Source organism: Saccharothrix longispora, assembly GCF_031455225.1.
GTDB classification, from domain to species: Bacteria; Actinomycetota; Actinomycetes; order Mycobacteriales; family Pseudonocardiaceae; genus Actinosynnema; species Actinosynnema longispora.
Map to the genome: position 1 here is coordinate 3,622,158 of NZ_JAVDSG010000001.1, position 23,084 is coordinate 3,645,241.

The 23,084-nt window shown below is 74.6% G+C and carries 15 protein-coding genes; 2 read left to right on the top strand and 13 right to left on the bottom strand.

Features of this window, described 5'->3' with window-relative positions:
• Positions 1-151: 151 nt before the first annotated feature.
• The 8 genes from J2S66_RS14730 to J2S66_RS14765 form a co-directional block, all read right to left on the bottom strand.
• Positions 152-997, bottom strand: coding sequence for an urease accessory protein UreD (locus J2S66_RS14730; protein ID WP_310307600.1), 846 nt, complete (start codon positions 995-997; stop codon positions 152-154).
• Positions 994-1,746, bottom strand: coding sequence for an urease accessory protein UreG (gene ureG / locus J2S66_RS14735; RefSeq protein WP_310307602.1), 753 nt, complete (start codon positions 1,744-1,746; stop codon positions 994-996). The genes J2S66_RS14730 and ureG overlap by 4 nt, the downstream gene beginning before the upstream one ends.
• Positions 1,736-2,452, bottom strand: coding sequence for an urease accessory protein UreF (locus tag J2S66_RS14740; protein WP_310307603.1), 717 nt, complete (start codon positions 2,450-2,452; stop codon positions 1,736-1,738). Before J2S66_RS14740 ends, ureG begins: the two co-directional genes overlap by 11 nt.
• On the bottom strand, positions 2,452-4,188 hold the full coding sequence (locus J2S66_RS14745; RefSeq protein WP_310307604.1) for an urease subunit alpha: 1,737 nt from the start codon (positions 4,186-4,188) through the stop codon (positions 2,452-2,454). Before J2S66_RS14745 ends, J2S66_RS14740 begins: the two co-directional genes overlap by 1 nt.
• Positions 4,185-4,577 carry an urease subunit beta gene (locus J2S66_RS14750; protein WP_310307605.1) on the bottom strand — a complete coding sequence of 131 codons (393 nt, stop codon included), beginning with the start codon at positions 4,575-4,577 and terminating at the stop codon, positions 4,185-4,187. The genes J2S66_RS14745 and J2S66_RS14750 overlap by 4 nt, the downstream gene beginning before the upstream one ends.
• 14 nt (positions 4,578-4,591) lie before the next feature.
• Entirely contained in the window at positions 4,592-4,894 is a 303-nt protein-coding gene (locus J2S66_RS14755; RefSeq protein ID WP_310307606.1) for an urease subunit gamma, read from the bottom strand.
• A gap of 361 nt (positions 4,895-5,255) precedes the next feature.
• Entirely contained in the window at positions 5,256-6,278 is a 1,023-nt protein-coding gene (locus tag J2S66_RS14760) for an NAD-dependent epimerase/dehydratase family protein (protein ID WP_310307607.1), read from the bottom strand.
• On the bottom strand, positions 6,263-7,279 hold the full coding sequence (locus J2S66_RS14765) for a ScbA/BarX family gamma-butyrolactone biosynthesis protein (RefSeq protein ID WP_310307608.1): 1,017 nt from the start codon (positions 7,277-7,279) through the stop codon (positions 6,263-6,265). Before J2S66_RS14765 ends, J2S66_RS14760 begins: the two co-directional genes overlap by 16 nt.
• Positions 7,280-7,451: 172 nt before the next feature.
• On the opposite strand from J2S66_RS14765, the gene J2S66_RS14770 reads away from it, so the two are divergent.
• Complete coding sequence (locus J2S66_RS14770) at positions 7,452-8,087, top strand: ScbR family autoregulator-binding transcription factor (RefSeq protein WP_310307609.1); 636 nt, start codon at positions 7,452-7,454, stop codon at positions 8,085-8,087.
• A gap of 29 nt (positions 8,088-8,116) precedes the next feature.
• Here J2S66_RS14770 and J2S66_RS14775 read toward each other — a convergent pair whose 3' ends face one another.
• A complete protein-coding gene (locus tag J2S66_RS14775) occupies positions 8,117-8,725 on the bottom strand; it encodes a ScbR family autoregulator-binding transcription factor (RefSeq protein WP_310307611.1) in 609 nt (202 codons plus the stop codon).
• 304 nt (positions 8,726-9,029) lie between these two features.
• Between J2S66_RS14775 and J2S66_RS14780 the strand changes: the two genes are divergently transcribed.
• Positions 9,030-9,794 (top strand): AfsR/SARP family transcriptional regulator, encoded by a 765-nt coding sequence (locus J2S66_RS14780; protein ID WP_310307612.1) that lies wholly within the window; start codon positions 9,030-9,032, stop codon positions 9,792-9,794.
• An 82-nt stretch (positions 9,795-9,876) separates the two neighbouring features.
• Here the strand turns inward: J2S66_RS14780 and J2S66_RS14785 are convergent, their stop codons facing one another.
• The 4 genes from J2S66_RS14785 to J2S66_RS14800 form a co-directional block, all read right to left on the bottom strand.
• Positions 9,877-10,467 (bottom strand): hypothetical protein, encoded by a 591-nt coding sequence (locus J2S66_RS14785; RefSeq protein WP_310307613.1) that lies wholly within the window; start codon positions 10,465-10,467, stop codon positions 9,877-9,879.
• 150 nt (positions 10,468-10,617) lie between these two features.
• Positions 10,618-11,445: an ABC transporter permease gene (locus tag J2S66_RS14790; protein ID WP_310307614.1), complete on the bottom strand. Its 828-nt coding sequence runs from the start codon at positions 11,443-11,445 to the stop codon at positions 10,618-10,620.
• On the bottom strand, positions 11,445-12,368 hold the full coding sequence (locus tag J2S66_RS14795) for an ATP-binding cassette domain-containing protein (RefSeq protein WP_310307615.1): 924 nt from the start codon (positions 12,366-12,368) through the stop codon (positions 11,445-11,447). Before J2S66_RS14795 ends, J2S66_RS14790 begins: the two co-directional genes overlap by 1 nt.
• Before the next feature lie 180 nt (positions 12,369-12,548).
• Positions 12,549-23,051: an SDR family NAD(P)-dependent oxidoreductase gene (locus J2S66_RS14800; protein WP_310307616.1), complete on the bottom strand. Its 10,503-nt coding sequence runs from the start codon at positions 23,049-23,051 to the stop codon at positions 12,549-12,551.
• Positions 23,052-23,084 lie beyond the last annotated feature (33 nt).

A 23,084-nucleotide genomic window follows, 5' to 3' on the forward strand; every position in this document is an offset into this window, starting at 1 on the left:
TCCACCGGCTCATCCGGTCGGGCTGCTGTGCCGACCGGCGTTCCGGCACGACAGGTCGGACGAATCGTTCGACGAGGTGGAGGTGGACGAGTCCCGCCCGACCGGTCACCGCTGCAGGGACCACCTGGGTGCGGGTGGTCCGTGCGGAGGATCAGCGGAGGCCGGTGGCGTGGGCCGGTTCGCGGTCGACCTGACCGGGAGCGGCGTGCCCGGGGACGGCGTACCCAGGGGCGGCGATCGCCTCCGGGTCGCGTGCCGGACGTGCGGGGCGTGTGGCGGTGTCGAGGAGGCGGTAGGCGGCGATGGTGTCCTCGGCCAGGACGGTGGCCAGTGAGCCGCCGTGCGGCAGGGGCACGAGCGACCACCAGTCGCCGACGACCGGTTCGGGCGGGCCGGCATCGCCGACGAGCAGTTCGGTGGCGACGACGCGGTGACCGGCCAGGTACGCGGGACAGGCGTCGAGGTCGGGATCACCCAGGTCGAGGCCCTGGCACAGCAGGGTGGCGCCGTCCCGACGCACCTGGGTGTCACCGCGGAACCGGCCGGGTCGTTCACCGCTGCGACCGAGGACGACGACCTCGCGGCAGCGCAGCCGGGCGTCGGCTGCGAGGTCCGCGCGCAGATCGGCGTGGTGGTCGGCTCCGGCGGCGACGATGGTCGGCTCGGTCAGGTACTCCAGTCGGCCACCGTCGGCGACCTGGAAGGTCATCGACGTGCGGCTGGGTCCGGGGTGCTGGCCGGGCAGCGCGAGGGTCGCGCCGATCGCGCGCAGGCTCAGCGCCGCGCCCGGCCCGACCTCGACGGTGACCTCCAGGACATCACCGCCCAGCGGGGCGGCGGCGGAGCCGACGAGGTGGACCAGCGCGGTGTCGGGGTCGTCGTCGTGCCGGGTGGCGGGGCACGGCATCAGCGTGAGCGGCGAGACCGACCGCAGGTCGCGCACGACGCTGCGGCCGGTGCGGTCCCGTTCCACCACCAGTCGGGCGGTGGCCTTCACGCCGTGCCCGAGAGCTGTGCGACGTCCTCGTGCGCCGGGTGGTCCTCGCGCAGCAGGGCGCGGACCCAGGCGGCGACGTCCGGGGCGTCGGGGGTGCGCACCAGGGACTGCGTGATCACCGGGAGTCGGTGGCGGCGCATGCGGTGGGCGTCGGAGACCATGACGTCCATGTCGGCGCCGACGTGTTCGGCGAGGTCGGTCTTGTTGATGACCAGCAGGTCGGCGGTGGTGACACCGGGGCCGCCCTTGCGGGGCACCTTGTCGCCGCCGGCGACGTCGACGACGAAGACCTGCCGGTCGGCCAGGCCCCGGCTGAACACGGCGGTGAGGTTGTCGCCGCCGCTCTCGATGATCACCAGGTCCAGCGCGGGGAAGCGTTCTTCGAGGCGTTCGACGGCGTCGAGGTTGGCGGTGATGTCGTCGCGGATCGCGGTGTGGGGGCACGCGCCGGTCTGCACGGCCTCGATGCGCGCGGGGTCGAGCACGCCCGCGCGGCGCAGGAAGTCGGCGTCCTCGGTGGTGTAGATGTCGTTGGTCACCACCGCGAGTTCGAGTTCGCCGCCCAGGGCGCGGCACAGCGCGGCGGTCAGGGCGGTCTTGCCGCTGCCGACCGGGCCGCCGATGCCGATGCGGAACGCCCGCCCGGTCGCCGTCGGCGGGGTGTGGGGGTCGGGTTCGGTGGCGGTGGGGTCGAAGTTGACCGGGTGGGTGTGGCCGTGGCCGTGGCCGGTCGTGTGGTCAGCTGGCAAAGAGACGCACCTCCAGGCGGTGGGTTCGGTCGTGGGTCTCGGCGAAGAGGTCCAGGGCGGGTGCGCTGGGCGCGGGCAGGTCTCGCGGCGGCACGTCGCAGGTCCCGGCGGCGGTCGCGGCGACGCGCCCCATCGGCGCGGACAGGTCTGCGACGACGGCGTTGGCCCGGAAGGGGTCCAGGCCGAGCAGGCGGACGCAGGCGGACGCCGGTCCGCTGACCGACAGGTAGGCGGCGGCGAGCGCGGAGTCGCGGGGGGACGCGCCGGCGATCCCGGCCAGCACGCCCAGCGCGATCGGGTGGTGCGGGCGGGGTGTGGCCGCCAGCAGGTCGTCGAGCGCCGGCGAGGGCCAGGCGAGCAGTCCGGCGCGCGCCGTGCCGCGTCCCTGTGCACGGGATGCCGCGCGTTGCGCGGGTGACGGGGTGCGGGCGTCGAGTTCGGCGTCCAATTTCCGCCACCGGGCCCGGTCCGGTCGTTCCCGAGCGGTGTGGGTGGCCGCGGCGGCGAAGGCGGCGGCGAGCGCGCCGGCGGTGCGGAGCCTGCCTCGCAGGAACGAGGCGAGGGTCGGCACGTCGGTGACCAGGCCGCGTGCGACGGCTTCCTCCACCCCGCCGGAGTGGGCGTGCCCGCCGCCGGGGAAGCGGGAGTCCACCAGGCACAGCACGGCTGCCGTTCCCGCGGCGTCCGCGAGTCCGTCGGGGCGCATCAGAACAGGAAGTAGCGCTGTGTCATGGGCAACTCGGCCACCGGATCGGGTTCGACCAGGTCGCCGTTGATGTAGACGGCGAAGTTGTCCGGTCGCACGACGACCTCGGGGCATTCGCCGTTGAGCACCATGCTGTCCTTGAACCGCCGGCGGGTGTTGCGCACCGCCTCCATCGGGGTGGCCGTCCTCAGCTGGGCTTGCAGGCCGGCGTCCATCGCCTCCGGGGAGACGAAGTGCACGCTGCACTCGGCGGCGACCTTCGGCGCGGCCCCGTACATCGGGCGCGACCACACCGGTTGCGGTGTCGGGATCGACGCGCTCGGATCGCCCATCTGCGCCCAGGCGATGACGCCGCCCTTGAACACCAACTGCGGGCGCACCCCGAAGTACTTCGGGTCCCACAGCACCAGGTCGGCCAGCTTGCCCACCTCGACCGAGCCGACCACGTGGTCGATGCCGTGGGCGATCGCGGGGTTGATCGTGTACTTGGCGACGTACCGGCGTGCCCGCATGTTGTCGTTGTCCGCGTCCTCGTCCTGGCGGGACCTGCCGCGCTTGGCCTTCATCACGTGCGCGGTCTGCCAGGTGCGCAGGGCGACCTCGCCGATCCGGCCCATGGCCAGCGCGTCGGAGCTGATCATCGAGATGGCGCCCATGTCCTGCAACACGTCCTCGGCGGCGATCGTGCTGGGCCGGATGCGGCTGCTCGCGAACGCCAGGTCCTCCGGGATCGACCGGTTGAGGTGGTGGGCCACCATCAACATGTCCAGGTGCTCGTCGAAGGTGTTCACGGTGTGCGGCCGGGTCGGGTTGGTCGAGGAGGGCAGCACGTTGGGGTGGGCCACGACGCGCAGGATGTCCGGCGCGTGCCCGCCACCGGCGCCCTCGGCGTGGTAGGCGTTGACCGAGCGGTCCCCGATGGCCTCCAGGGTGGACTCCAGGAACCCCGCTTCGTTGAGGGTGTCGGTGTGGATGGCGATCTGCACACCGCTCTTCTCCGCCACGCTCAGCACCAGGTCCAGGGCGGCGGGTGTCGCCCCCCAGTCCTCGTGGATCTTGAACCCGCCGGCGCCGCCGCGCAGCTGCTCCCACAGCGCGGCGGGGTGCGCGGTGCTGCCCTTCCCCGTCTGCAGGATGTTCACCGGCTGGCCGTCCATGGCGCGGAACATCCGGGCCAGGTTCCACGGACCGGGGGTGACGGTGGTGGCCTTGCTGCCGTCCGCCGGGCCGGTGCCGCCGCCGATCAGGGTGGTCAGGCCGCCGGCCAGGGCGACGTCCACGATCTGCGGGCAGACGAAGTGGACGTGGCAGTCGACGCCGCCGGCGGTGAGGATCTTCCCGTTGCCGGCGACGATCTCGGTCCCGGGACCGATGATCAGCTCCGGGTCGACGTCGTCCATGACGTCGGGGTTGCCGGCCTTGCCGATGCCGACGACCCTGCCGTCCCGCACGCCGACGTCGGCCTTGACCACGCCCCAGTGGTCGAGCACCACGACACCCGTGATCACCAGGTCCGGCGCGCCCTCCGCGCGGGTGGCCCGCGACTGGCCCATCGACTCGCGGATGACCTTGCCGCCGCCGAAGACCACCTCGTCACCGGAGCCCCGCGGCCCCATCGACCGGTCCTCGGTGACCTCGATCAGGAGGTTCGTGTCGGCGAGCCGGATCTTGTCCCCGACCGTGGGGCCCAGCAGTTCGGCGTAGCGGCGGCGCTTGATCTCCGTCTCGTGGTTCACGAGGTCCTTCCGCTCGGTTCGTCGGACCCCGTCGACGGGTCCGGTTTGGCCGACTCCGGATCACCCGGCTCCGCCCCCCGCTCGTCCAGCGTGCCCGCGTACTCCCACCGCAGCCCGGGAACCACGCGGTTCCCCCCGATCGGCACGAGCGGGACCTCGCGTGGCACGCCCGGCTCGAACCGCACCGCCGTGCCCGCCGGTATGTCCAACCGCAGGCCCCACGCGGCCTCGCGGTCGAAGTCGAGTTCGGGGTTGACCGCGGCGAAGTGGTAGTGCGAACCCACCTGCACCGGGCGGTCGGCCTTGTTGCGCACCACCAGGTGCGTGCGCGGCCGACCGGGGTTGAGCGGCACCGGGTCGTCGGCCGGGATGATCTCGCCTGGACGCACGCGCGCCTCCGCTGCTAGGGGATCGGGTCGTGCACGGTCACCAGCTTCGTGCCGTCCGGGAACGTCGCCTCGACCTGCACCATCTCCACCATGTCCGGCACGCCGTCGAGGACCTGGTCCCGGCGCACCACGCGCCGTCCCGACGCGGCCAGCTCGACCACCGCCCGTCCCGCCCGCGCGCCTTCCAGCACGTGCGAGGTGATCAGCGCGACGACTTCCGGCTGGTTCAACCGCAGACCGCTCTCCAGACGACGCCGAGCCACGTCGGCGGCGACGTGGACGAGCAGCTTGTCCCGCTCCTGAGGTGACAGATGCACAGGAGCGAAGCTAGCCACGCACCATCCCGGAGCACACCCGGTGACACCCGATGGAGCTGCGATTCACCCGCCCGCACTCGGCTCGGGTTGTGCGCGTAGGAGCGTGATCCTCCACGTCACCTGAACGAGGCTCCGGCACGGAGCGGAAGCGTTGCCGCGCAACACCGAAATATGCGGAATCCGGTTCCGTCGGGGTCGCCCGCGAGGACGTCGCCTCGCGGGCGCGACGGACCGCACCCACGACGTGATCCCGTCCGCGTGCGACGAGTACGTGCCCGGACTGGCGTCCGCTCTCCGCGCGAACGCGTCCGGGTGCCGCGTCCCGCCGACGCCCGGAGGCCGGCGACCGCCGAGCGGCGGGTCAGGCCGCGGCTCTTCTCATGCCCAGCGATTCCCGGTACCAGTCCGCCGCCTCCGCGAGCCGCAGGACGTAGCCGGGGCCCGGCGACTCCCCGGTGAGCGCCCAGATCCGGCTGCTCTCGTACCAGTGGTCCCGGGTGAGCAGGGAATACTGGTGGTCGCTGAGCGCGGGCAGGGCCAGGCGGGTGCGGGCCTGGTGCTCGGCGAGGGTCAGGTTCGCGACCGGCAGCGGCAGGTCGAACAGGCCGCACACGGCGGCGAGGAGGAGGCGGAGCCGCACGGGGTGGGGGTCCGCCACGTGGAACACGTCGCCGGGGCGTGCGACCCCGGGTCTGAGCGCGAGCGTCGCGATGGCGGCGGCCAGGTCGGTGACGGCCACGAGGGAGGTGCGCGCCGTGGCGCCCGCCGCCCACGCCGGCACCGCGCTGAGCCAGCGCACCAGCGCGGGCACGACGTGGCGGTCGCCGGCGCCGTGGACCAGGTGCGGTCGCAGGACCACGCCGCCGGCGGCCCGCACCAGCCGTTCGGCCGCCAGCCGGCTGCGGCTGGTGGCCGACGCGGGGTCGGCGATCAGGCCCGGGTCCGCCTCGGGGACCTCGCCCTCGGCGGAGCGCACGGGTTCCGGCGCGCCGCGGTGGACGCCGTCGCGGTAGACCCCGCAGGTGCTGAGGTAGGACAGGTTCGCGGTGCCCGCCCGCCGGGCCTCGGCGAGGAGGTTGCCGGTGCCGTCGACGTTGACCGCGACGCACCGCGCCTCGTCTCCCCCGACCTGCGATGCCAGGTGCACCAGGGTCGTGATCCCGGCGCACAGCCCGACGAGCCCGGTGGGCGCGGTCAGGTCGCCGCGCCACACCTCCACCCCCGCGTCGGTCATCCACCCCGGCGCGGGGCGTCGCACGAGCACGCGGAGCCTGGGACCCATCCCCCGGGTCACCAGCTCGCGCACCACGGCCGCGCCGATGAAGCCGTTCGCCCCCGTGACGACGATGTCCGCCGTGCCGACCGCCCTCAGGTCGCCTGGCATGACGAGCGCATCGCCAACGTGCCCAGGGCGGCGGTGGCGCCGTTCTGCTCCAGCGTCACCCGCACCACGCGGGTATCCGCCTCCGCCGAGGGCTCCTCGACGGCGTGCAGCAGGCACTCCTGGTCGAACTCCACGTACTTCAGGAACCGGAAGTCGGTGTGCACCGGCAGGGCGTAGGGGTCGTCCGCGGTCAGCAGCGCCGCCTGCCGGGCGCCCTCGACGAGCACCATGCCCGGCACGTGGTCCACCCCGTGGTCGAACAGCACCGCGTGGTCCGGGTCGAACTGGAGCGACCAGGTGCCCGGCGCGTCCGTCCGGGCCACCAGGACGTCCTCCGGTCGCTCGCGGCCGACCAGGGCGGGGTCGACGGTGGGCAGCACCTTGGCCTGGAACGGGGTCGCCGCGAAGTGGTCGCCCCGGACGCGCCGGTAGACGGACGAGGAGACGCAGCGCCACCGCTCCGACATCGTGCCGATGCGGTGGCTGTCGCGGAAGCACTCGAAGTCCAGGCGCATCCCGGCGACGTCCTTGCTGCGGTACTTCACCTCGTGCGCGCTGACGCGCATGGTGACGTCGACCGGCCGGCCCACGGTGGCCAGTCCGCCCGCGTCCACCGAGTACGTCTTGTGGTCCAGGAGGAAGTTGTGGCCGAGGGGGATGCCGTACGCCCGATGGGCGATCAGCAGCCCGGCCTGGCGGCACGTCTCGGCGTACAGCATGGGGTCGTGGGAGGCCTGCGTCCGCGGCCCGAAGAACGTGTGCCGGCGGGGCCACTGCGCGCCGACCTCGAAGCGGTCGGGGCCGAGGATGTTCATGTCCGTGACGAAGACCTCGGACACGGCGGCGCGGTGCACGAGGCTCCGCGGTATCGTCTGCTGGAACTTGAGGGGTCGCGTGTCCGGCTCGTCCGCCGCGGATCTGTGGTTCTGCTGGGCTAAGTCCTGAAGCAAAGTCCTGACCATGTCGGCCCTCCCCAGAAGGAATCTTCCCTCAGAGCGCATCCCCGTGCGCAGGTCCAGTTGTAGCCGAACCGGGGGGATAAAACCATACCTGCCGACCGGTTTTTTTCCTTTGGCCCCTCACCCGGGCCGGCGTTACACTGGACGTCGTCGTGGCGCCGGCCCGGCTGCTTCCCGCCGGGTCTTCCGCTGGGGCTTACGAGAGGGGTTCGACTTGGCTCGCCAAGAGCGTGCGGAGCAGACGCGCAACGCCATCCTGGAAGCGGCCGCTTCCAGGTTCGACACGGTCGGCTTCCTCGGCGCGAGCCTGTCGGACATCCTGTCCGAGGCGGGGGTCACGAAGGGCGCGCTGTACTTCCACTTCAAGGCCAAGGAGGACTTGGCCGACGCGCTCGTCGAGGAGCAGTTCGGCATGCTCGACCCGATCACCACGGTCGAGAGCCCCGGCCTGCAGACCCTGATCGACTGGTCCCACGACCTGGCCAGGTCGCTCCAGACCGACGTCCGGGTGCGGGCCAGCATCCGGCTCGTCATCGAGCAGGGTTCGTTCGTCTCCCCCGCGGGCAACGCCTACAAGCGGTGGATCGACACCGCGCACGGCTGCCTGCTCGCGGCGAAGGCGGCCGGCGACCTCCGCAAGGAGGTCAACGCGCACGACCTCGCCCAGTTCGTGGTGGCCTCGTTCACCGGCATCCAGCTGAGCTCGCAGGTGCTGACCGGGCGCGCCGACCTGTCCGAGCGCGTGACGTTCATGTGGAACACCATCCTGCACTCGGTGGTGCCGCCCCGGCGGTTGCACAAGTTCGCCGCGACGCCGCCTTCGGCGGTCGCGCACGCCGCGTCCGGCTGACCCGCGTCGCGGGCGGTCGCCCCGCCTGGTCAGTCGCCCGTGTTGAACCGGTCGACGAGCGCGCGGGCGTTGAGGCGCCAGAGCCCGGCCAGTGCCCCTTGCAGGCCCGGGTCCGGCCTGATCACGCCGGTGGAGAACACGGACTCCAAGCCCACGCAGGTGACGACCGCCTGGAGCGTGGCCAGGTCGAGCGGCACGTCGGCGGCCAGCTCGCCGTCGGCGCGGGCGTCGGCCACGCACTGGCGGACCTGGGCGGCCCAGGCGACGGCGAACGAGACGAACCGCGCGTCCTTGGCGCCCATCTCCCTGGCCAGCCGGAAGCTGGCGCCCACCCTGGGATCGGTGTCGAGCCAGCGCATCAGCGCGTGCCCGAGGTCGGCCAGCCGCTGGAGCGCGCGCGGCGAGGAGGTCGGGCCGCGGTCGACGTGCTCGCGCAGCACGGCCACCGCGGCCTCCTGGACCTCGTCGCAGATCTGGTCCTTGGACGAGAAGTGGAAGTACAGGCCGCCCTTGGTGATGCCCGCGGCGTGGGCGATGTCGATCAGGCTGGTGTCGGAGTAGCCGTCCCGCCACAGCAGCACGGCCGCGGCCTCCAGCAACAGCCGCCGGGTCTGCTCCGAGCGCGCCTGCTTGGTCACTGTCGTCCCCTCCCGGGTCGCACCGGGCGACCTCGGACGGGTCCGCGGGGCCGTGCGCCTCACCATCGTTACATACCAACCGCCCGGTTTACAATGGCGGCAAGAGCAAAATTCGCCCTATAGTAGGACCTTCGGGCGTCCAGGTCGGAAGAAACAGACCGACCTCCCGGTTTTATCTTGAAAACCGGGAGGTCGGTTTGCTATGTTTCCCGGACACGGACCGGTCACCACGACGGCAGGCAGCGCGCTCGGGGGCGCCGAGGCACGCAGACCTCGAACGACGCGGACACCCGGAGGCACACGGATGAACTACGAGATACTGGGCCAGATCAGGGTCAGTGGCCGGCCGGGCGTCAGCGCGCCGCGTGCCCGCAAGGTCGAGACGCTGCTCGCGGTGCTGCTGGCGAAGGACAACCAGGTGGTGACCACGGAGCACCTGATCGACGAGCTCTGGGGGGACAACCCGCCGGCCCGCGCCAGCGCCGCCCTGTACGTCTACGTCTCGCAGCTGCGCAAGTTACTGCGCGGCACGGGCGACGACCCGGAGGAGAGCCCGCTGGTCACCAGCCCCCGGGGCTACTCGCTGCGCGTCGGGGCCGGCGAGCTCGACGCCGACCGCTTCACGTTCCTGTACCAGCGGGGGCGTTCGCTGTACCGGGACCGCGGCTACGGCCCGGCCGCCACCGTGCTGCGCGAGGCCGCCGCGCTGTGGCGCGGCCAGGCCTTCGGCGGTTTCACCGACTCGCCCGACGTCCAGGCCTGCGCCGCTCTGCTGGAGGAGAAGCGGCTGGAGTGCCTGGAGCTGCTGATGGAGACCGAGCTGCTGGTCGGGCGGCACCGCGAGATCGTCGGGCAGCTGTCCGCGCTGGCGAAGGAGCACACGCTCCGGGAGACGTTCCACGAGTACCTGATGACCGCCCTGCTGCGCTCGAACCGCCGCGCGGAGGCGCTGGAGGCGTTCGCCTCGGCACGGCAGAACCTCGGCGAGCAGCTGGGCATCGAGCCCGGCAACTCGCTGCGGAAGTTGCACCACAGCATCCTCTTCGGGGAGCTGACGGACGCGATCTGACCCCGGCGCCTCCACGACCCGGCCCGGCCCGCCCGCTCACGCGGCGGGCCGGGCTTTCCGCGTCCCGGCCCGCCGCGCGGGCTCAGCTGCGGTAGACCGACACCACGGGGCCGCCGTCGCGCACGGGCTCGCCGCACCAGCCACCCCAGCGGCCGTCCAGGGCGAGGTCGGCCAGCTCGGCCATGAGGTCCAGCTCCGCGGGCCACAGGTAGCGCACCGGGAAGCGGACGTCGGCCGGGACCAGCGTCTGGCGGGTGGCGTCGTGGCGGGTCACGCGCGGGTCGGCCGCCCAGCCGACCGGGTCGGGGTGCCGGCCCTGGACCACCAGGGCGCCGCCGGGGCGCAGGAACGCGGCGAGCCGCCGGACGGCACGCGTCTGGTCGCGCTGCACCGGGAACCGCGACAGCTCGTCCGCCCCGGAGAACACGACGTCGACCCGCGGGCCGGAGGGCCGTCCGCCGGGTGGGGGCGCGGTGACCGCGTACCCCCTCCCCGCCAGGGCGTCCGCCACCGGGCCGCCGCCCGGCACGAGGACGCGACCGGTCCCCCGGCCGCGGGTCACCAGGTCGGCGACCCCGCCGAGGAACTCCTCCGCGCCGACCTGGTCGGCGACCAGCGGGGCGGACCAGGCGTCCAGGACGCCGGCGGGACTGCCGGCGATGTCGGTCGGCATCACGCACCTCACTTCACGCAGCGTCTGCTTGCTTCACGCAGAGTGCCCGACCGACCTTAAGCGGATCTAGGGCGCGTCCTCCCGGGCGCGCACGAGCGCCGAGGGCGGCCCGCGTCGCACGCGGACCGCCCTCGGCGTGGGAACGGCGGATCAGGCCATGGCGCGCTGGTGGAACTTGCGGACCGTGAACACCGCCGACAGGACCGTGATCGGCACCCACCAGGCCAACGCCAGCCACCCGGTCGCACCGAGGTCGGCGCCGTTCAGCAACGCGCGGACCGCGTCGATGAGCACGGTGACCGGCTGGTTGTCGACGACCACGCGCAGCACCAGCGGCATCGAGTCGGTCGGCACCAGCGCGCTGCTGGCGTACGGGACGAAGACGAGGATCATGCCGAGGCCGCTGGCGCCCTCGATGGTCCTGGCGACGGTGCCGAGCAGCGTGGCGAGCCAGAACACGCCGGTCGCGAACAGGGTCAGCAGGCCGAGCGCGGCCAGCCAGCCGAGCACCCCGCCGGCGGGGCGGAACCCGACCAGGAGGCCGACCCCGACCATCACGACCAGCGACAGCGCGCTGCGCAGCATGCCGGAGACGACGTGCCCGACGAGCACGGCCGAGCCCGACATGGGCATGGACCGCAGCCGTTCCACGAGACCGTTGGTGAGGTCGGCGGCGACGCCGACCACGGTGGTCGTGGTGTTGAAGCCGATGCTGATGACGACCAGGCCCGGCACCAGGTAGTCGATGTAGGCCATGCCGGGCACGGTGATCGCGCCGCCGAACATGAAGCGGAACAGCAGCAGCAGCACGATCGGCAGCGACACCGCCTGGAACAGCATCTCCGGGTTCCGGGTGATGTGCTTGACGTTGCGCCCGATCAGCACCCGCCAGTCGGACAGCAGGAGCGACAACGCGGAACGGGCGGGAGAGCCCGGAGCGGGCCTGTCCACGGTTTCCCTCGACAAGGTCTGCGTCATCACTTCGCTCCTGCGGTTCCGGTGAGGGTGTGGAAAACGTCGTCCAGGGTCGGTTCGGCCAGGTCGAGCGCCGTCGGCTCCAGGCCCGCCCCGGAGACCTGGTTGAGCACGCGCCGGACCTGCGCCGGCTCGTCGATGGCGACGCCGACGGCGGTGTCGGCGAGCACGCCGCCGACGACGCCGTGCGCCCGGGCCGCGTCGCCGGCGGTGGCGAAGGCGAGGGTGAGCCGGGAGGCGCCGACCTTGCGCTTGAGCTCGGTCGCCGTGCCCTCGGCCACCACGCGGCCGTGGTCGATCACCGCGATCCGGTCGGCGAGCTGGTCGGCCTCCTCCAGGTACTGCGTGGTGAGCAGGATCGTGGTGCCGCCGTCGAGCAGCTCGCGGATCGCGTCCCACATCGCCGCGCGGCTGCGCGGGTCGAGCCCGGTGGTGGGCTCGTCGAGGAACAGCACGGACGGCGAGGTGATCAGGCTGATCGCCAGGTCCAGCCGGCGGCGCATGCCGCCGGAGTACGTCTTCACCTGCCGGTCGGCCGCCTCCACCAGGTCGAACTGCGCGAGCAGCTCGGTGGTGCGCGCCGTCACCGCGGCGGCCGGGAGGTGGAACAGCCGGGCCATCATGCGCAGGTTCTCGCGGCCGGTGAGCAGCTCGTCGACCGCCGTGTCCTGACCGGTCAGGCCGATCTGCTCGCGCACCACCCGCGTGCTCCCGGCCACGTCGTGGCCGTTGACGGTGGCGGTGCCGGCGTCGGCGTTCAGCAGGGTGCTCAGGATGCGCACCGTCGTGGTCTTGCCGGCGCCGTTGGGCCCGAGGAGCGCGAACACCGTGCCGCGCTCCACGCTCAGGTCGACTCCCTCCAGGACGTGGACGTCGCCGTACGACTTGCGCAGCCCCCGCGCTTCGATCGCGTAGCCGGTGACCATCGGTTACCTCACCTCGTTCGAGTCAAGATCCATAACGAACTCTTCGTCGGAACCCGGCAAGGAGCCCGGAAACTGTCGGTACCAGTTGGCCACAGCGCGCGGGGGCGGGCCAATAGTGGCCGGGTCGGGCCACTTAGGGGTGGCGCACGCCGGTGTCCGTCGGCGTGCGCCCGCGCCCGGCTAGTCGTCCTCCCCGCCGCCGATCGCCATGCTGATGAGCGCGTCGGCGTCGAGCTCGTCGATCGAGGCCGCCTCGACGACGGGCACCGCCGGCTCGTCCTCCTCCGCCGGGGGCAGGCCCGCCAGGGTCAGCAGGCCGTCCAGGAGTCCCGCGGAACGCAGCTCCGCCAGGGGAATCCCGGCCAGGAGGTCGCGGATGCCCTGCTCGGTGGTGACCGACGCCGTCCCCGTCCCGGTGTCCTCGGCCTCCGGCGCCGGGGCCAGCTCGCCGACGAGGTGCTCGGCGAGGACGCGCGGCGTCGGGTGGTCGTAGATGAGGCTCACCGGCAGCTTCAGCCCGGTGACGAGGCTGAGCTTGTTGCGGAACCCGGTCGCGGACAGCGAGTCGAAGCCGACCTCGTTGAAGGAGCGGTCCGGTTCCACCGCCTCCGGCCCGGCGTGGCCGAGCAGGGCGGCGGCGTGCGTGAGCACCAGCGTCAGCACGGTCGGGACGCGCTTGTGCGCCGGGAGCCCGGCCAGCCTGGCCGTCAGCGATTCGGTGTCGGCCGCGGTGTCCTCGGCCGCACGCCGGCCGCGGGAGCCCGCCAGGCCCCGCAGGACCGCGGGGAGGTCGTCGTCCTCCAGCGCGGTCAGCACCCGGAGGTCGAGGGAGATCGGCACCAGCGACGCCTCGGCCGAGCCCGCCGCCGAGTCCAGCAGCCGCAGACCGTCCCGCGTGGACAGCGCGGTGATGCCGGTCCCGCCGATGCGGTGCGCGTCCGCGCCGTCCACCCGCGCGCCCATGCCGCCGCCCTCGTCGGCCCACAGGCCCCAGGCGAGCGAGGTGCCGACCAGGCCCTCGGCCCGGCGGCGGGCCGCCAGCGCGTCCAGGAACGCGTTGGCCGCCGCGTAGCTGCCCTGCCCCGGCGCGCCGAGCACCCCGGCGGCCGACGAGAACAGCACGAACGCCGTGAGGTCCAGCCCGCGGGTCAGCTCGTGCAGCACCAGCGCCGCGTCGACCTTCGGCCGGAGCACGCCGTCGACGCGGCCCGGTGTCAGCGACGTCAGCACGCCGTCGTCGAGGACGCCGGCGGCGTGCACCACCGCGCGCAGCGGCGCGTCGGCCGGCACCCGGGCCAGCAGCGCCGCCACCGCGTCGCGGTCGGCCACGTCGCAGGCGACCAGGGTGACGTCGGCACCGAGTCCGGTCAGCTCGTCGCGCAGCGCCGCCGCGCCGGGCGCCTCGGGGCCGCGCCTGCCGGCGAGCAGCAGGTGCCGCACGCCGTGCTCGGTCACCAGGTGCCGGGCGACGGCGCCGCCCAGCGCGCCGGTGGCGCCGGTGACGAGGACCGTGCCGTCGGCGTCCCACACGGGGGCCGCCGCCGCGTCGGCCGCGCGGACCAGCCGAGGCACCACCACGGCGCCCGAGCGGAGGGCCACCTGCGGCTCGTCGGAGGCCGACACCGCGGCCAGCGTCCGGCCGGACGGGGTGCCCGCGCCGAGGTCGACCAGGGTGATCCGGCCGGGGTGCTCGGCCTGTGCCGAGCGCACCAGGCCCGCCACCGCAGCGCCGGTCGGGTCGGGGTCCTCCCCCGCCTCGGCGGCCACCGCGCCCCGCGTCGCCACGATCAGGGAGCCGCTCGCGAACCGGTCGTCGGTGAGCCAGGTCCGCAGCAGGTCGAGCACGCGGTGCAGCTCGGCGTGCACGTCGTCCGCGCCGCCGGCGGGCAGCACCAGCAGGCCGGTGCCGGAGGCGGCGGCGAGGTCGGCGGCGGTCGTGGCACCGAGCGCGTCGGCCAGGCCGAACGGGTCCGCGCCCACCACGGTCCAGTCGGTGACCTCGGCCACGGCGTCGAACTCGACGTGCTCCCAGCCGACCCGGAACAGGAGGTCGCCGCCGGCCGCGACCGGTCGCGGCGTCGCGGACATCGGGCGCAGCAGCAGCGACTCCACCGACGCGACCGGCGCGCCCGTGCCGTCGGCGACGTCGAGCGCGACCGCGCCGGTGCCCACCGGCCGGACGTGCACGCGCAGGGTCGTCGCGCCGACGGCGTGCAGCGACACCCCTTCCCAGGCGAACGGCAGCGCGGGTTCGGTCCCGGCCGCGCCCGAGACGCCGATGGTGTGCAGCGCGGCGTCGAGCACGGCCGGGTGGAGGCCGTAGCGGTCCGCGTCGGTCACCGAGGTGGGCAGCCGGACCTCGGCGAAGGCCTCGCCGTCGCGCTTCCAGGCGGCGACGAGCCCGCGGAACGCGGGTCCGTACACCAGCCCGTCGGCGGCCAGCTCCTCGTAGGTGCCGTCGAGGTCGACCTGCTCGGCGCCGGCGGGCGGCCAGGTGCCGAGGTCGAACCGGGCGGTCCGGCGGGTCTTGGCGAGCCGGCCGGTGGCGTGCCGGGTCCACGGCGCGCCCTCCGGCGCCCCCTCCGGCCGCGAGTGCAGGCTGAACACCCGGTCGCCGCCACCGTCGGGTGCGCCGACCGCGCACTGCACCCGCACGCCGCCGCGCTCCGGCAGCACCAGCGGGTGCTCCAGCGTCAACTCGTCCAGGCGCGGGCAGCCCACCTCGTCGCCGGCGCGGACCGCCATCTCGACGACCCCGGTGCCGGGGAACAGCACCGCGCCGCCGACCACGTGGTCGGCCAGCCACGGCAGCGAGCCGACGGACAGCCGCCCGGTGAACAGCACGCCCCGCGCGTCGGCCAGTTCCAGGGCCGGGCCGAGCAGCGGGTGGTCGTCCCCGCCGGGGGCGGACGCCGTGCTCTCCAACCAGAACCTCCGCCGCTGGAACGGGTAGGTCGGCAGCGCGACCGACCGGGCTCCGGTCGGCCCGTACACCGCGGTCCAGTCGACGTCGACGCCGCTCACGAACAGCCGGGCGAGCCCGGTCAGCGCGGCGACCGCCTCGTCCTGCTCCTTGTGCAGCACCGAGGCGAGGACGAGCCCGTCGGGCTGCTCGTCGAAGCAGGCGGCGGTCATCGCGGTGAGCGTGGTGTCGGGCCCCAGCTCCAGGAACCGGGTGACGCCGTCGGCCGCGGCGCGGGTGACCGCGTCGAAGAACCGGACGCCCTCGCGGACCTGCCCCACCCAGTGCTCCGGGGAGGTCAGCTCGTCGGCGGGCGCGCCGGTGACCGTCGAGATCACCGGGATGCGCGGTGCGTGGTAGGTCAGGTCCTCCGCGACCGCGCGGAACTCCGCGAGCATCGGCTCCATCAGCCGGGAGTGGAAGGCGTGCGACACGCGCAGCCGCCTGGTGCGCCCGAACAGCGCCGCCACGGCGGTCACGGCGTCCGCCTCGCCCGAGATGACGACGGAACCCGGGCCGTTCACCGCCGCCAGGTCCACGGTGTCCCCCGCGGCCTCGCGCACGACCTCCGGCGTGGCGTCGATCGCGGCCATCGCGCCGCCTGCGGGCAGCGCCTGCATCAGCGCGCCCCGGGCGACCACCAGCCGCGCCGCGTCGGCCGACGAGAGCACGCCGGCGCAGTGGGCCGCGGCGACCTCGCCGATCGAGTGGCCGACCAGCACGTCCGGCTTGACGCCCCACGAGCGGACCAGGCGGAACAGCGCGACCTCCAGCGCGAACAGCGCGGGCTGCGCGTAGCGGGTCTCGTCGAGGGCGTCCCCCGCGTCCACCACCTCCCGGACCGGCCGGTCGAGGTGGCGGTCCAGCTCGGCGCACACCTCGTCGTAGGCCTCGGCGAACACCGGGTACCGCCGCGCCAGCCGCGCGCCCATCCCGGCGCGCTGCGAGCCCTGGCCGGTGAACAGGAACGCCGTGCGCCCGCCCGCGACGGCGACACCGCTGACGACCCCGGGCGCCTCCTCACCGTCCACGAGGGCGGCGAGCCCCCGGACGAAGTGCGGGGACCGGCTGCCGATCAGCACCGCGCGGCGGTCGAACGCGCTGCGCGTGGTGGCCAGCGAGAAGCCGATGTCCGCGAGGCTGCCGTCCGGTTCCTCGTCCACGTGCGCCATGAGCTGCTCGGCCTTCGCCCGCAGCGCCGCGGCACCCCGGCCGGACACCGGCCAGGCGACCGGGCCGTCGTGGTCGGGGCCGTCGTGGTCGGGGCCGTCGTGGTCGGGGGCGCCGCCGGCGGGGACCTCGGGCCGGTCACCCTCCTCCAGCAGCACGTGGGCGTTGGTGCCGCTGACGCCGAACGAGGAGACGCCGGCCCGGCGGGTGTGCCCGTTCGGCGACCACTTCACCGGTTCGGTGAGCACCCGGACGGCGCCCGCGGACCAGTCGATCTCGGTGGAGGGCCTGCCGACGTGCAGCGTCGCGGGCAGTTCGCCGTGCCGCATCGCCATCACGACCTTGATCACGCCGGTCACGCCGGCGGCGGCCTGGGTGTGCCCGACGTTCGACTTCACCGAGCCGATCCACAGGGGGCGCTCGGCGGTGGCCTCCTTGCCGTAGGTGGCGATCAGCGCCTGGACCTCGATGGGGTCGCCCAGCTTGGTGCCGGTGCCGTGGGCCTCGACGACGTCCACGTCGGACGGTCGCAGGCCCGCGTCGGCCAGCGCGGCCCGGATCACCCGCTGCTGCGCGGGCCCGTTGGGCGCGGTGAGGCCGTTGGACGTGCCGTCCTGGTTGACCGCGCTGCCGGTGAACACCGCGAGCACCGGGTGCCCGTTGCGGCGCGCGTCGGACAGCCGCTCCAGCACCAGCACGCCGACGCCCTCGGACCAGGTGGTGCCGTCGGCGTCGTCGGAGAACACCTTGCAGCGGCCGTCGGCGGCCAGCCCGCCCTGGCGGCTGAACTCGACGAACGTCTCCGGCGTCGCCATCACGGTGACGCCGCCGGCGAGCGCGAGCGTGCAGTCGCCGCCGCGCAGCGCCTGCGCCGCCATGTGCATGGCGACCAGCGACGACGAGCAGGCCGTGTCGACGCTGACCGCCGGGCCGGCCAGGCCCAGGGTGTAGGAGACGCGGCCGGTGACGATGGAGCCGGCGCTGCTCGCGCCCGCGTAGTCGTGGTACTGCACGCCGGCGTAGACGCCGGTCGGGCTGCCCTTGAGCGACACCGGGTCGATCCCGGCGCGCTCCAGGGCCTCCCAGGACGCCTCCAGCAGCAACCGCTGCTGCGGGTCGATCACCGGCGCCTCCTTCGGCGGGATGCCGAAGAACGCCGGGTCGAAGTCGCCCGCGTCGTAGAGGAACCCGCCGCGGGCGACGTAGGTGGTGCCGGGGCGGCGGCCGGTCGGGTCGAGCAGGCCGTCGAGGTCCCAGCCGCGGTCGGCCGGGAACTCGCCGATGGCGTCACGCCCCTCGGCGACCAGGTCCCACAGCTGCTCCGGCGAGGTGACCCCGCCGGGCAGCCGGCAGGCCATCCCGACGATCGCGATGGGCTCGTCCGACCCGGTCGCGGCGACCGCGACGACCTCGTCGCCGGTGCCCGTCAGCTCGGCCAGCAGGTGCGCGGCCAGCACCGACGGCGTCGGGTGGTCGAAGATCAGGGTCGCGGGCAGGCGCAGGCCGGTGGTCGTGCCGAGTCCGTTGCGCAGCTCGATCGCGGTGAGCGAGTCGAACCCGAGCGACTGGAACTGCGCCGAGGGCTCGATCTCGTGCGCGCCCCCGTAGCCGAGCACGGCCGCGGCGTGCCCGCGCACCAGGTCCAGCACGGCGTCCGCCCGGTCGTCCGCGGGCAGCGCCCGCAGGCGTGCGGCGAACGAGTCGGCCGGGGTGGCGGTCGCGGTCGACGCCACGCGCCGGGTGGGCCGGCCGGTGAGCTCCTCCAACACCTTCGGCACCCGGTCGAGCCCGCGCAGCCTCGGCAGGTCCAGCCTGGCGGGCACGACGGCCGGGTGCCGGGCGGCGAGCGCCCGGTCGAACAGCGCCAGCGCCTCCGCCGTGCCCAGCGGCACGATCCCGCCGGCGGCCAGCCGGGAGACGTCCCCGGCCGACAGCGAGCCGCCCATGCCACCGGCTTCGCCCCACAGGCCCCAGTCGAGTGACAGGGCCGGCAGGCCCTGCGCCGCGCGGTGGGCGGCGAGGGCGTCGAGGAACGCGTTCGCCGCGGCGTAGCTCGCCTGGCCGGGTGCGCCGAGCACGCCCGAGACGGAGGAGAACAGCACGAACGCGGAGAGCGGGGTGTCGCGGGTGAGGTCGTGCAGGTTCAGCGCGCCGTCGACCTTGGGGCGCAGCACGGCGTCGACGCGCCCGGGGGTGAGCGCGGTGAGCACGCCGTCGTCGAGCACGCCGGCGGCGTGCACGACCGCGGTCAGCGGGTGCTCGGCCGGGATCGCCGCCAGCACCCCGGCCAGCGCGGCCCGGTCGGCGACGTCGCACGGCGCGAGCGTGACGTCCACGCCCACCTCGCGCAGGTCGGTGGCCAGCCGGTCCAGGCCCGGGGTGACCCGGCGGCCGACCAGCACCAGCCGGCGGACGCCGTGCCCGGTGACCAGGTGCCACGCGAGTTCGCCGCCGAGCGCGCCGGAGGCCCCGGTGAGCAGGGTGGTGCCGTGCGCCGGGAAGCGCACCGGCTCGGCGCCCGGCGCGGCCCGGACGAGGCGCGGCACCAGCAGCGCGCCGTCCCGGACGGCGACCTGCGGTTCCCCCGTCGCGAGCACCCGGGGCAGCACGGCCTCGACGGCGGTCCCGCCGTCGAGGTCCAGCAGCACGAAGGTGCCCGGGTTCTCCTCCTGCGCCGAGCGCAGCAGGCCCCACGCGGCGGAGGCGGCCAGGTCGGTGACGCCGGCGTCGTCGACCGCGACCGCGCCGCGGGTCACCACGACCAGCCGCGCGTGCTCCGGGTGCGCCGTCGCCAGTCGGTCCTGCGCGGCGGCGAGGACGCGGTGGGTCAGGGTGCGCGTCTCCGCCGCCGTGCCGGCCTTGCCCGTGCAGTCGAGGACCTCGACGGCGTCGACGTCGACGCCGTGGCCGGGGTCTGCGGCCCGCCGCCACTCCACGCGGTAGAGCGGCGCGGCCCGGTCGGTGGCGGCCGGTGCGGTGAAGGCGCGGAACACGACCTCGGCCACCGTCGCGACCGGCGCGCCGGTGGTGTCGGCCAGCGCGGCCTCGAAGCCGTCGTCGGTGGTGGGCGTGAACCGCACGCGGAGCGCCGACGCGCCGGTGGCGTGCAGTTCGACCCCGGTCCAGCAGAACGGGACGCGGCCCACGCCGCCGTCGCCGCCGCCGGCGACGCGCAACGCGTGCGTGCAGGCGTCGAGGGCCGCCGGGTGCAGGCCGAAGCGCCCGGCGTCGCCGTCCTCGGGGAGCGCGACCTCGGCGAACACCTCGCGGCCGCGGCTCCACACCGCGCGCAGGGAGCGGAACAGCGGGCCGTAGGCGAGGCCCTGGTCGGCGAAGTCGTCGTAGAGGCCGTCGATCGGCACCGGTTCGGCGCCGGCGGGCGGCCACTCGGCCAGGTCCACGCCGCCGCGCTGCGACTGGGGCGCGACGGTCCCGCTCGCGTGCGACGTCCACGGCTCGTCGGGCCCGGCGTCCTCCGGTCGCGAGTGGACGGTCACGGCGCGGGCGCCGTCCGCGTCCGCGGCGCCCGCGGTCACCTGCAACCGGACCGCGCCGCGGTCCGGCAGGACGAGCGGGCTGCCGAGGGTCAGCTCCTCCACCCGGCCGCTGCCGACCTGGTCGCCGGCGCGGACCACGAGTTCCAGGAACGCCGTGCCGGGCACGGCGATGGCGTCGCCGAGCCGGTGCTCGGCCAGCCACGGGTGGGTCTCCACCGACAGCCTGCCGGTGAGGACCACGCCGTCGGTGCCGGCGAGCGCGACGGCGGCGCCGAGCAGCGGGTGCCCGGTCGCGGTGAGCCCGGCGGCGGTCACCTCGTCGCGGTTGGCGCGGGCGGCGAGCCAGTAGCGCTTGCGCTGGAAGGCGTACGGGGGCAGGTCGACGCGCCGCGCGCCGCGACCGGCGAACACCGCGGCCCAGTCCGGGACGAGCCCGCTGACGAACAGCTCGGCGAGCGCCGTGAGCGCCGCGCGCGGCTCGGGGCGGTCCTTGCGCAGGACCGGGACGACCACCGCGTCGGAGGTCGCGCGGACCAGCGCGGACAGCGCCCCGTCCGGGCCGACCTCGACGAACCGGGAAACGCCCTGCGCGGTCAGCGCACCGATCCCGTCGTGGAACCGGACCGCGGCGCGGACGTGCGAGACCCAGTACTCCGGGGTGGCGATCTCGGGCCCGGCGAGCGCGCCGGACACGTCGGACACCAGCGGGATCGTGGGCGGGGCGTAGGTCAGCGTGCGGGCGACGGCGGCGAACTCGGCCAGCACGGGTTCCACCAGCGGTGAGTGGAACGCCTGCGACACCTTCAGCTTCGAGGACTGCCGGTCGCCGAACCGGGCGACCACGGCGGCGACGTCGTCCTCGGCACCGGAGAGGACCACCGAGTCGGGCCCGTTGATCGCCGCGATGCCCACCCGGCCGGTGAGCAGCGGCGCGACCTCCTCCTCGGTCGCCCGCAGCGCGACCATCGCCCCTCCGGGGGGCAGCGCCTGCATGAGCTTCGCGCGGGCGGTGACCAGGGTGCAGGCGTCGGCCAGCGACAGCACGCCGGCGACGTGCGCCGCCGCGATCTCGCCGACCGAGTGGCCGAGCAGGAAATCGGGCCGCAGGCCCCACGAGGACAGCAGGCGGAACAGCGCCACCTCGATCGCGAACAGCGCGGGCTGGGTGTAGCCGGTCTGGTCGATCAGCCCCGGCTCACCGGACACGACGCCCTTCAGGGGGCGGTCGAGGTGGCGGTCGAGTTCGGCGACGACCTCGTCCAGCGCCTCGGCGAACACCGGGAACGCGGCGGCCAGTTCGACGCCCATGCCCGGGCGCTGGGTGCCCTGGCCGGAGAACAGGAACGCGGTGAGCCCGTCGACCGGTGCCCCGGTGACGACCGCCGGGGTGGTGCCGCCGGCGGCGAGCGCGGCGACCCCGGCCCGGCCGCCGGCCGGGTCGTCGGCCAGCACCACGGCGCGGTGCGTGAGCGGGGACCGGGACGTCGCCAGGGAGAAGCCGAGGTCCGCCGGCGCGACGCCGTCCAGGGCGGTCAGCAGGGCGTCCGCCTGGGCGGGCAGGGCAGCGGCGCCGTGCGCGGTGACCGGCCACGGCACCGGGACGCCCCCGGGCCAGCCCGGCGCGACCCGGTCGGCGGTGGAGCCGGTGGCGGCGGAATCCGCCGGGTCCGGCTCGGGGGCCTCCTCGATGATCACGTGGGCGTTGGTGCCGCTCACGCCGAACGACGACACCCCGGCCCGGCGCGGGCGGTCGCCCGCCGGCCACGGGCGGGGTTCGCGCAGCAGCCGCACGTTGCCGGCCGTCCAGTCCACCTCGGTGGTCGGCTCGGTGACGTGCAGCGTCCTGGGCAGCACCCCGTTGCGCAGGGCCTGCACCACCTTGATCACGCCGCCGACGCCGGCCGCCGCCTGGGCGTGGCCGATGTTCGACTTGATCGAGCCCAGCCACACCGGCTCGTCGGCCGGGCGGTCCTGCCCGTAGGTGGCGAGCAGGGCCTGGGCCTCGATGGGATCGCCCAGCGTGGTGCCGGTGCCGTGCCCCTCCACCGCGTCGACCTCGGACGCGGAGAGCCGGGCGTTGGCCAGCGCCTGCCGGATCACCCGCTGCTGCGAGGGCCCGTTGGGCGCGGTGAGGCCGTTGGAGGCGCCGTCGGAGTTCACCGCCGAACCGCGCACGACGGCGAGGACGGGGTGGCCGTTGCGGCGCGCGTCGGACAGCCGCTCCAGCAGCAGCGTGCCCGCGCCCTCGGCCCAGCCCGTGCCGTCGGCGCTGTCGGAGAACGGCTTGCAGCGCCCGTCGGCGGCGAGCCCCCGCTGGCGGCTGAACGCCACGAACGGGCCTGGCCTCGACATCACCATCACGCCGCCGGCCAGGGCCAGGGAGCAGTCCCGCTGCCGCAGCGACTGCACGGCCAGGTGCAGGGCGACCAGCGACGACGAGCACGCCGAGTCGATCGTGACCGCCGGGCCCTCCAGGCCGAGCGCGTAGGCGATGCGGCCGGAGATCACCGAACCGGCGTTGCCGGTGCTCAGGTAGTCCTCCACCTCGCCGGCGAGCACGGACGCGGGCAGCTCGTCGTAGTAGTCCTGCCCGCCGCTGCCGATGAACACGCCCACCTGCTGCTTGGCGAGCGAGTGCGGCGCGATGCCCGCCCGCTCGATCGTCTCCCACGCCAGCTCCAGCGCGAGGCGCTGCTGCGGGTCCAGGGCGAGCGCCTCGCGCGGCGAGATGCCGAAGAACGGCGCGTCGAACTCGGCGACGTCGTGGACGAACCCGCCTTCGGCGACGTAGCTCGTGCCGGGGTTGTCGGGGTCGGCGTCGAACATCGAGTCCAGGTCCCAGCCGCGGTCGGTGGGGAAACCGCCGACCGCGTCGCGGCCCTCGGACACCAGCTCCCAGAGGTCGTCGGGTGAACGCACGTCACCCGGGTAGCGGCAGCCCATCGCGACGATCGCGATCGGCTCCGCCTCCACCGCGCGCAGCCGCTCCCGCGTCTCCTGGAGGTTCGCGGTCACCCGCTTCAGGTAGTCGACCAGCTTGCTTTCGTCAGTCATCGTGGGGAACCTCTTGTCGCTCCGTGGGCCTGC

Coding starts and splice junctions, on each gene's coding strand:
- J2S66_RS14790 (WP_310307614.1), bottom strand. CDS start 11,445: ATGACGCAGACCTTGTCGAGGGAAACCGTGGACAGGCCCGCTCCGGGC.
- J2S66_RS14780 (WP_310307612.1), top strand. CDS start 9,030: ATGAACTACGAGATACTGGGCCAGATCAGGGTCAGTGGCCGGCCGGGC.
- J2S66_RS14785 (WP_310307613.1), bottom strand. CDS start 10,467: ATGCCGACCGACATCGCCGGCAGTCCCGCCGGCGTCCTGGACGCCTGG.
- J2S66_RS14740 (WP_310307603.1), bottom strand. CDS start 2,452: ATGCGCCCCGACGGACTCGCGGACGCCGCGGGAACGGCAGCCGTGCTG.
- J2S66_RS14795 (WP_310307615.1), bottom strand. CDS start 12,368: ATGGTCACCGGCTACGCGATCGAAGCGCGGGGGCTGCGCAAGTCGTAC.
- J2S66_RS14760 (WP_310307607.1), bottom strand. CDS start 6,278: ATGCCAGGCGACCTGAGGGCGGTCGGCACGGCGGACATCGTCGTCACG.
- J2S66_RS14800 (WP_310307616.1), bottom strand. CDS start 23,051: ATGACTGACGAAAGCAAGCTGGTCGACTACCTGAAGCGGGTGACCGCG.
- J2S66_RS14765 (WP_310307608.1), bottom strand. CDS start 7,279: ATGCGCTCTGAGGGAAGATTCCTTCTGGGGAGGGCCGACATGGTCAGG.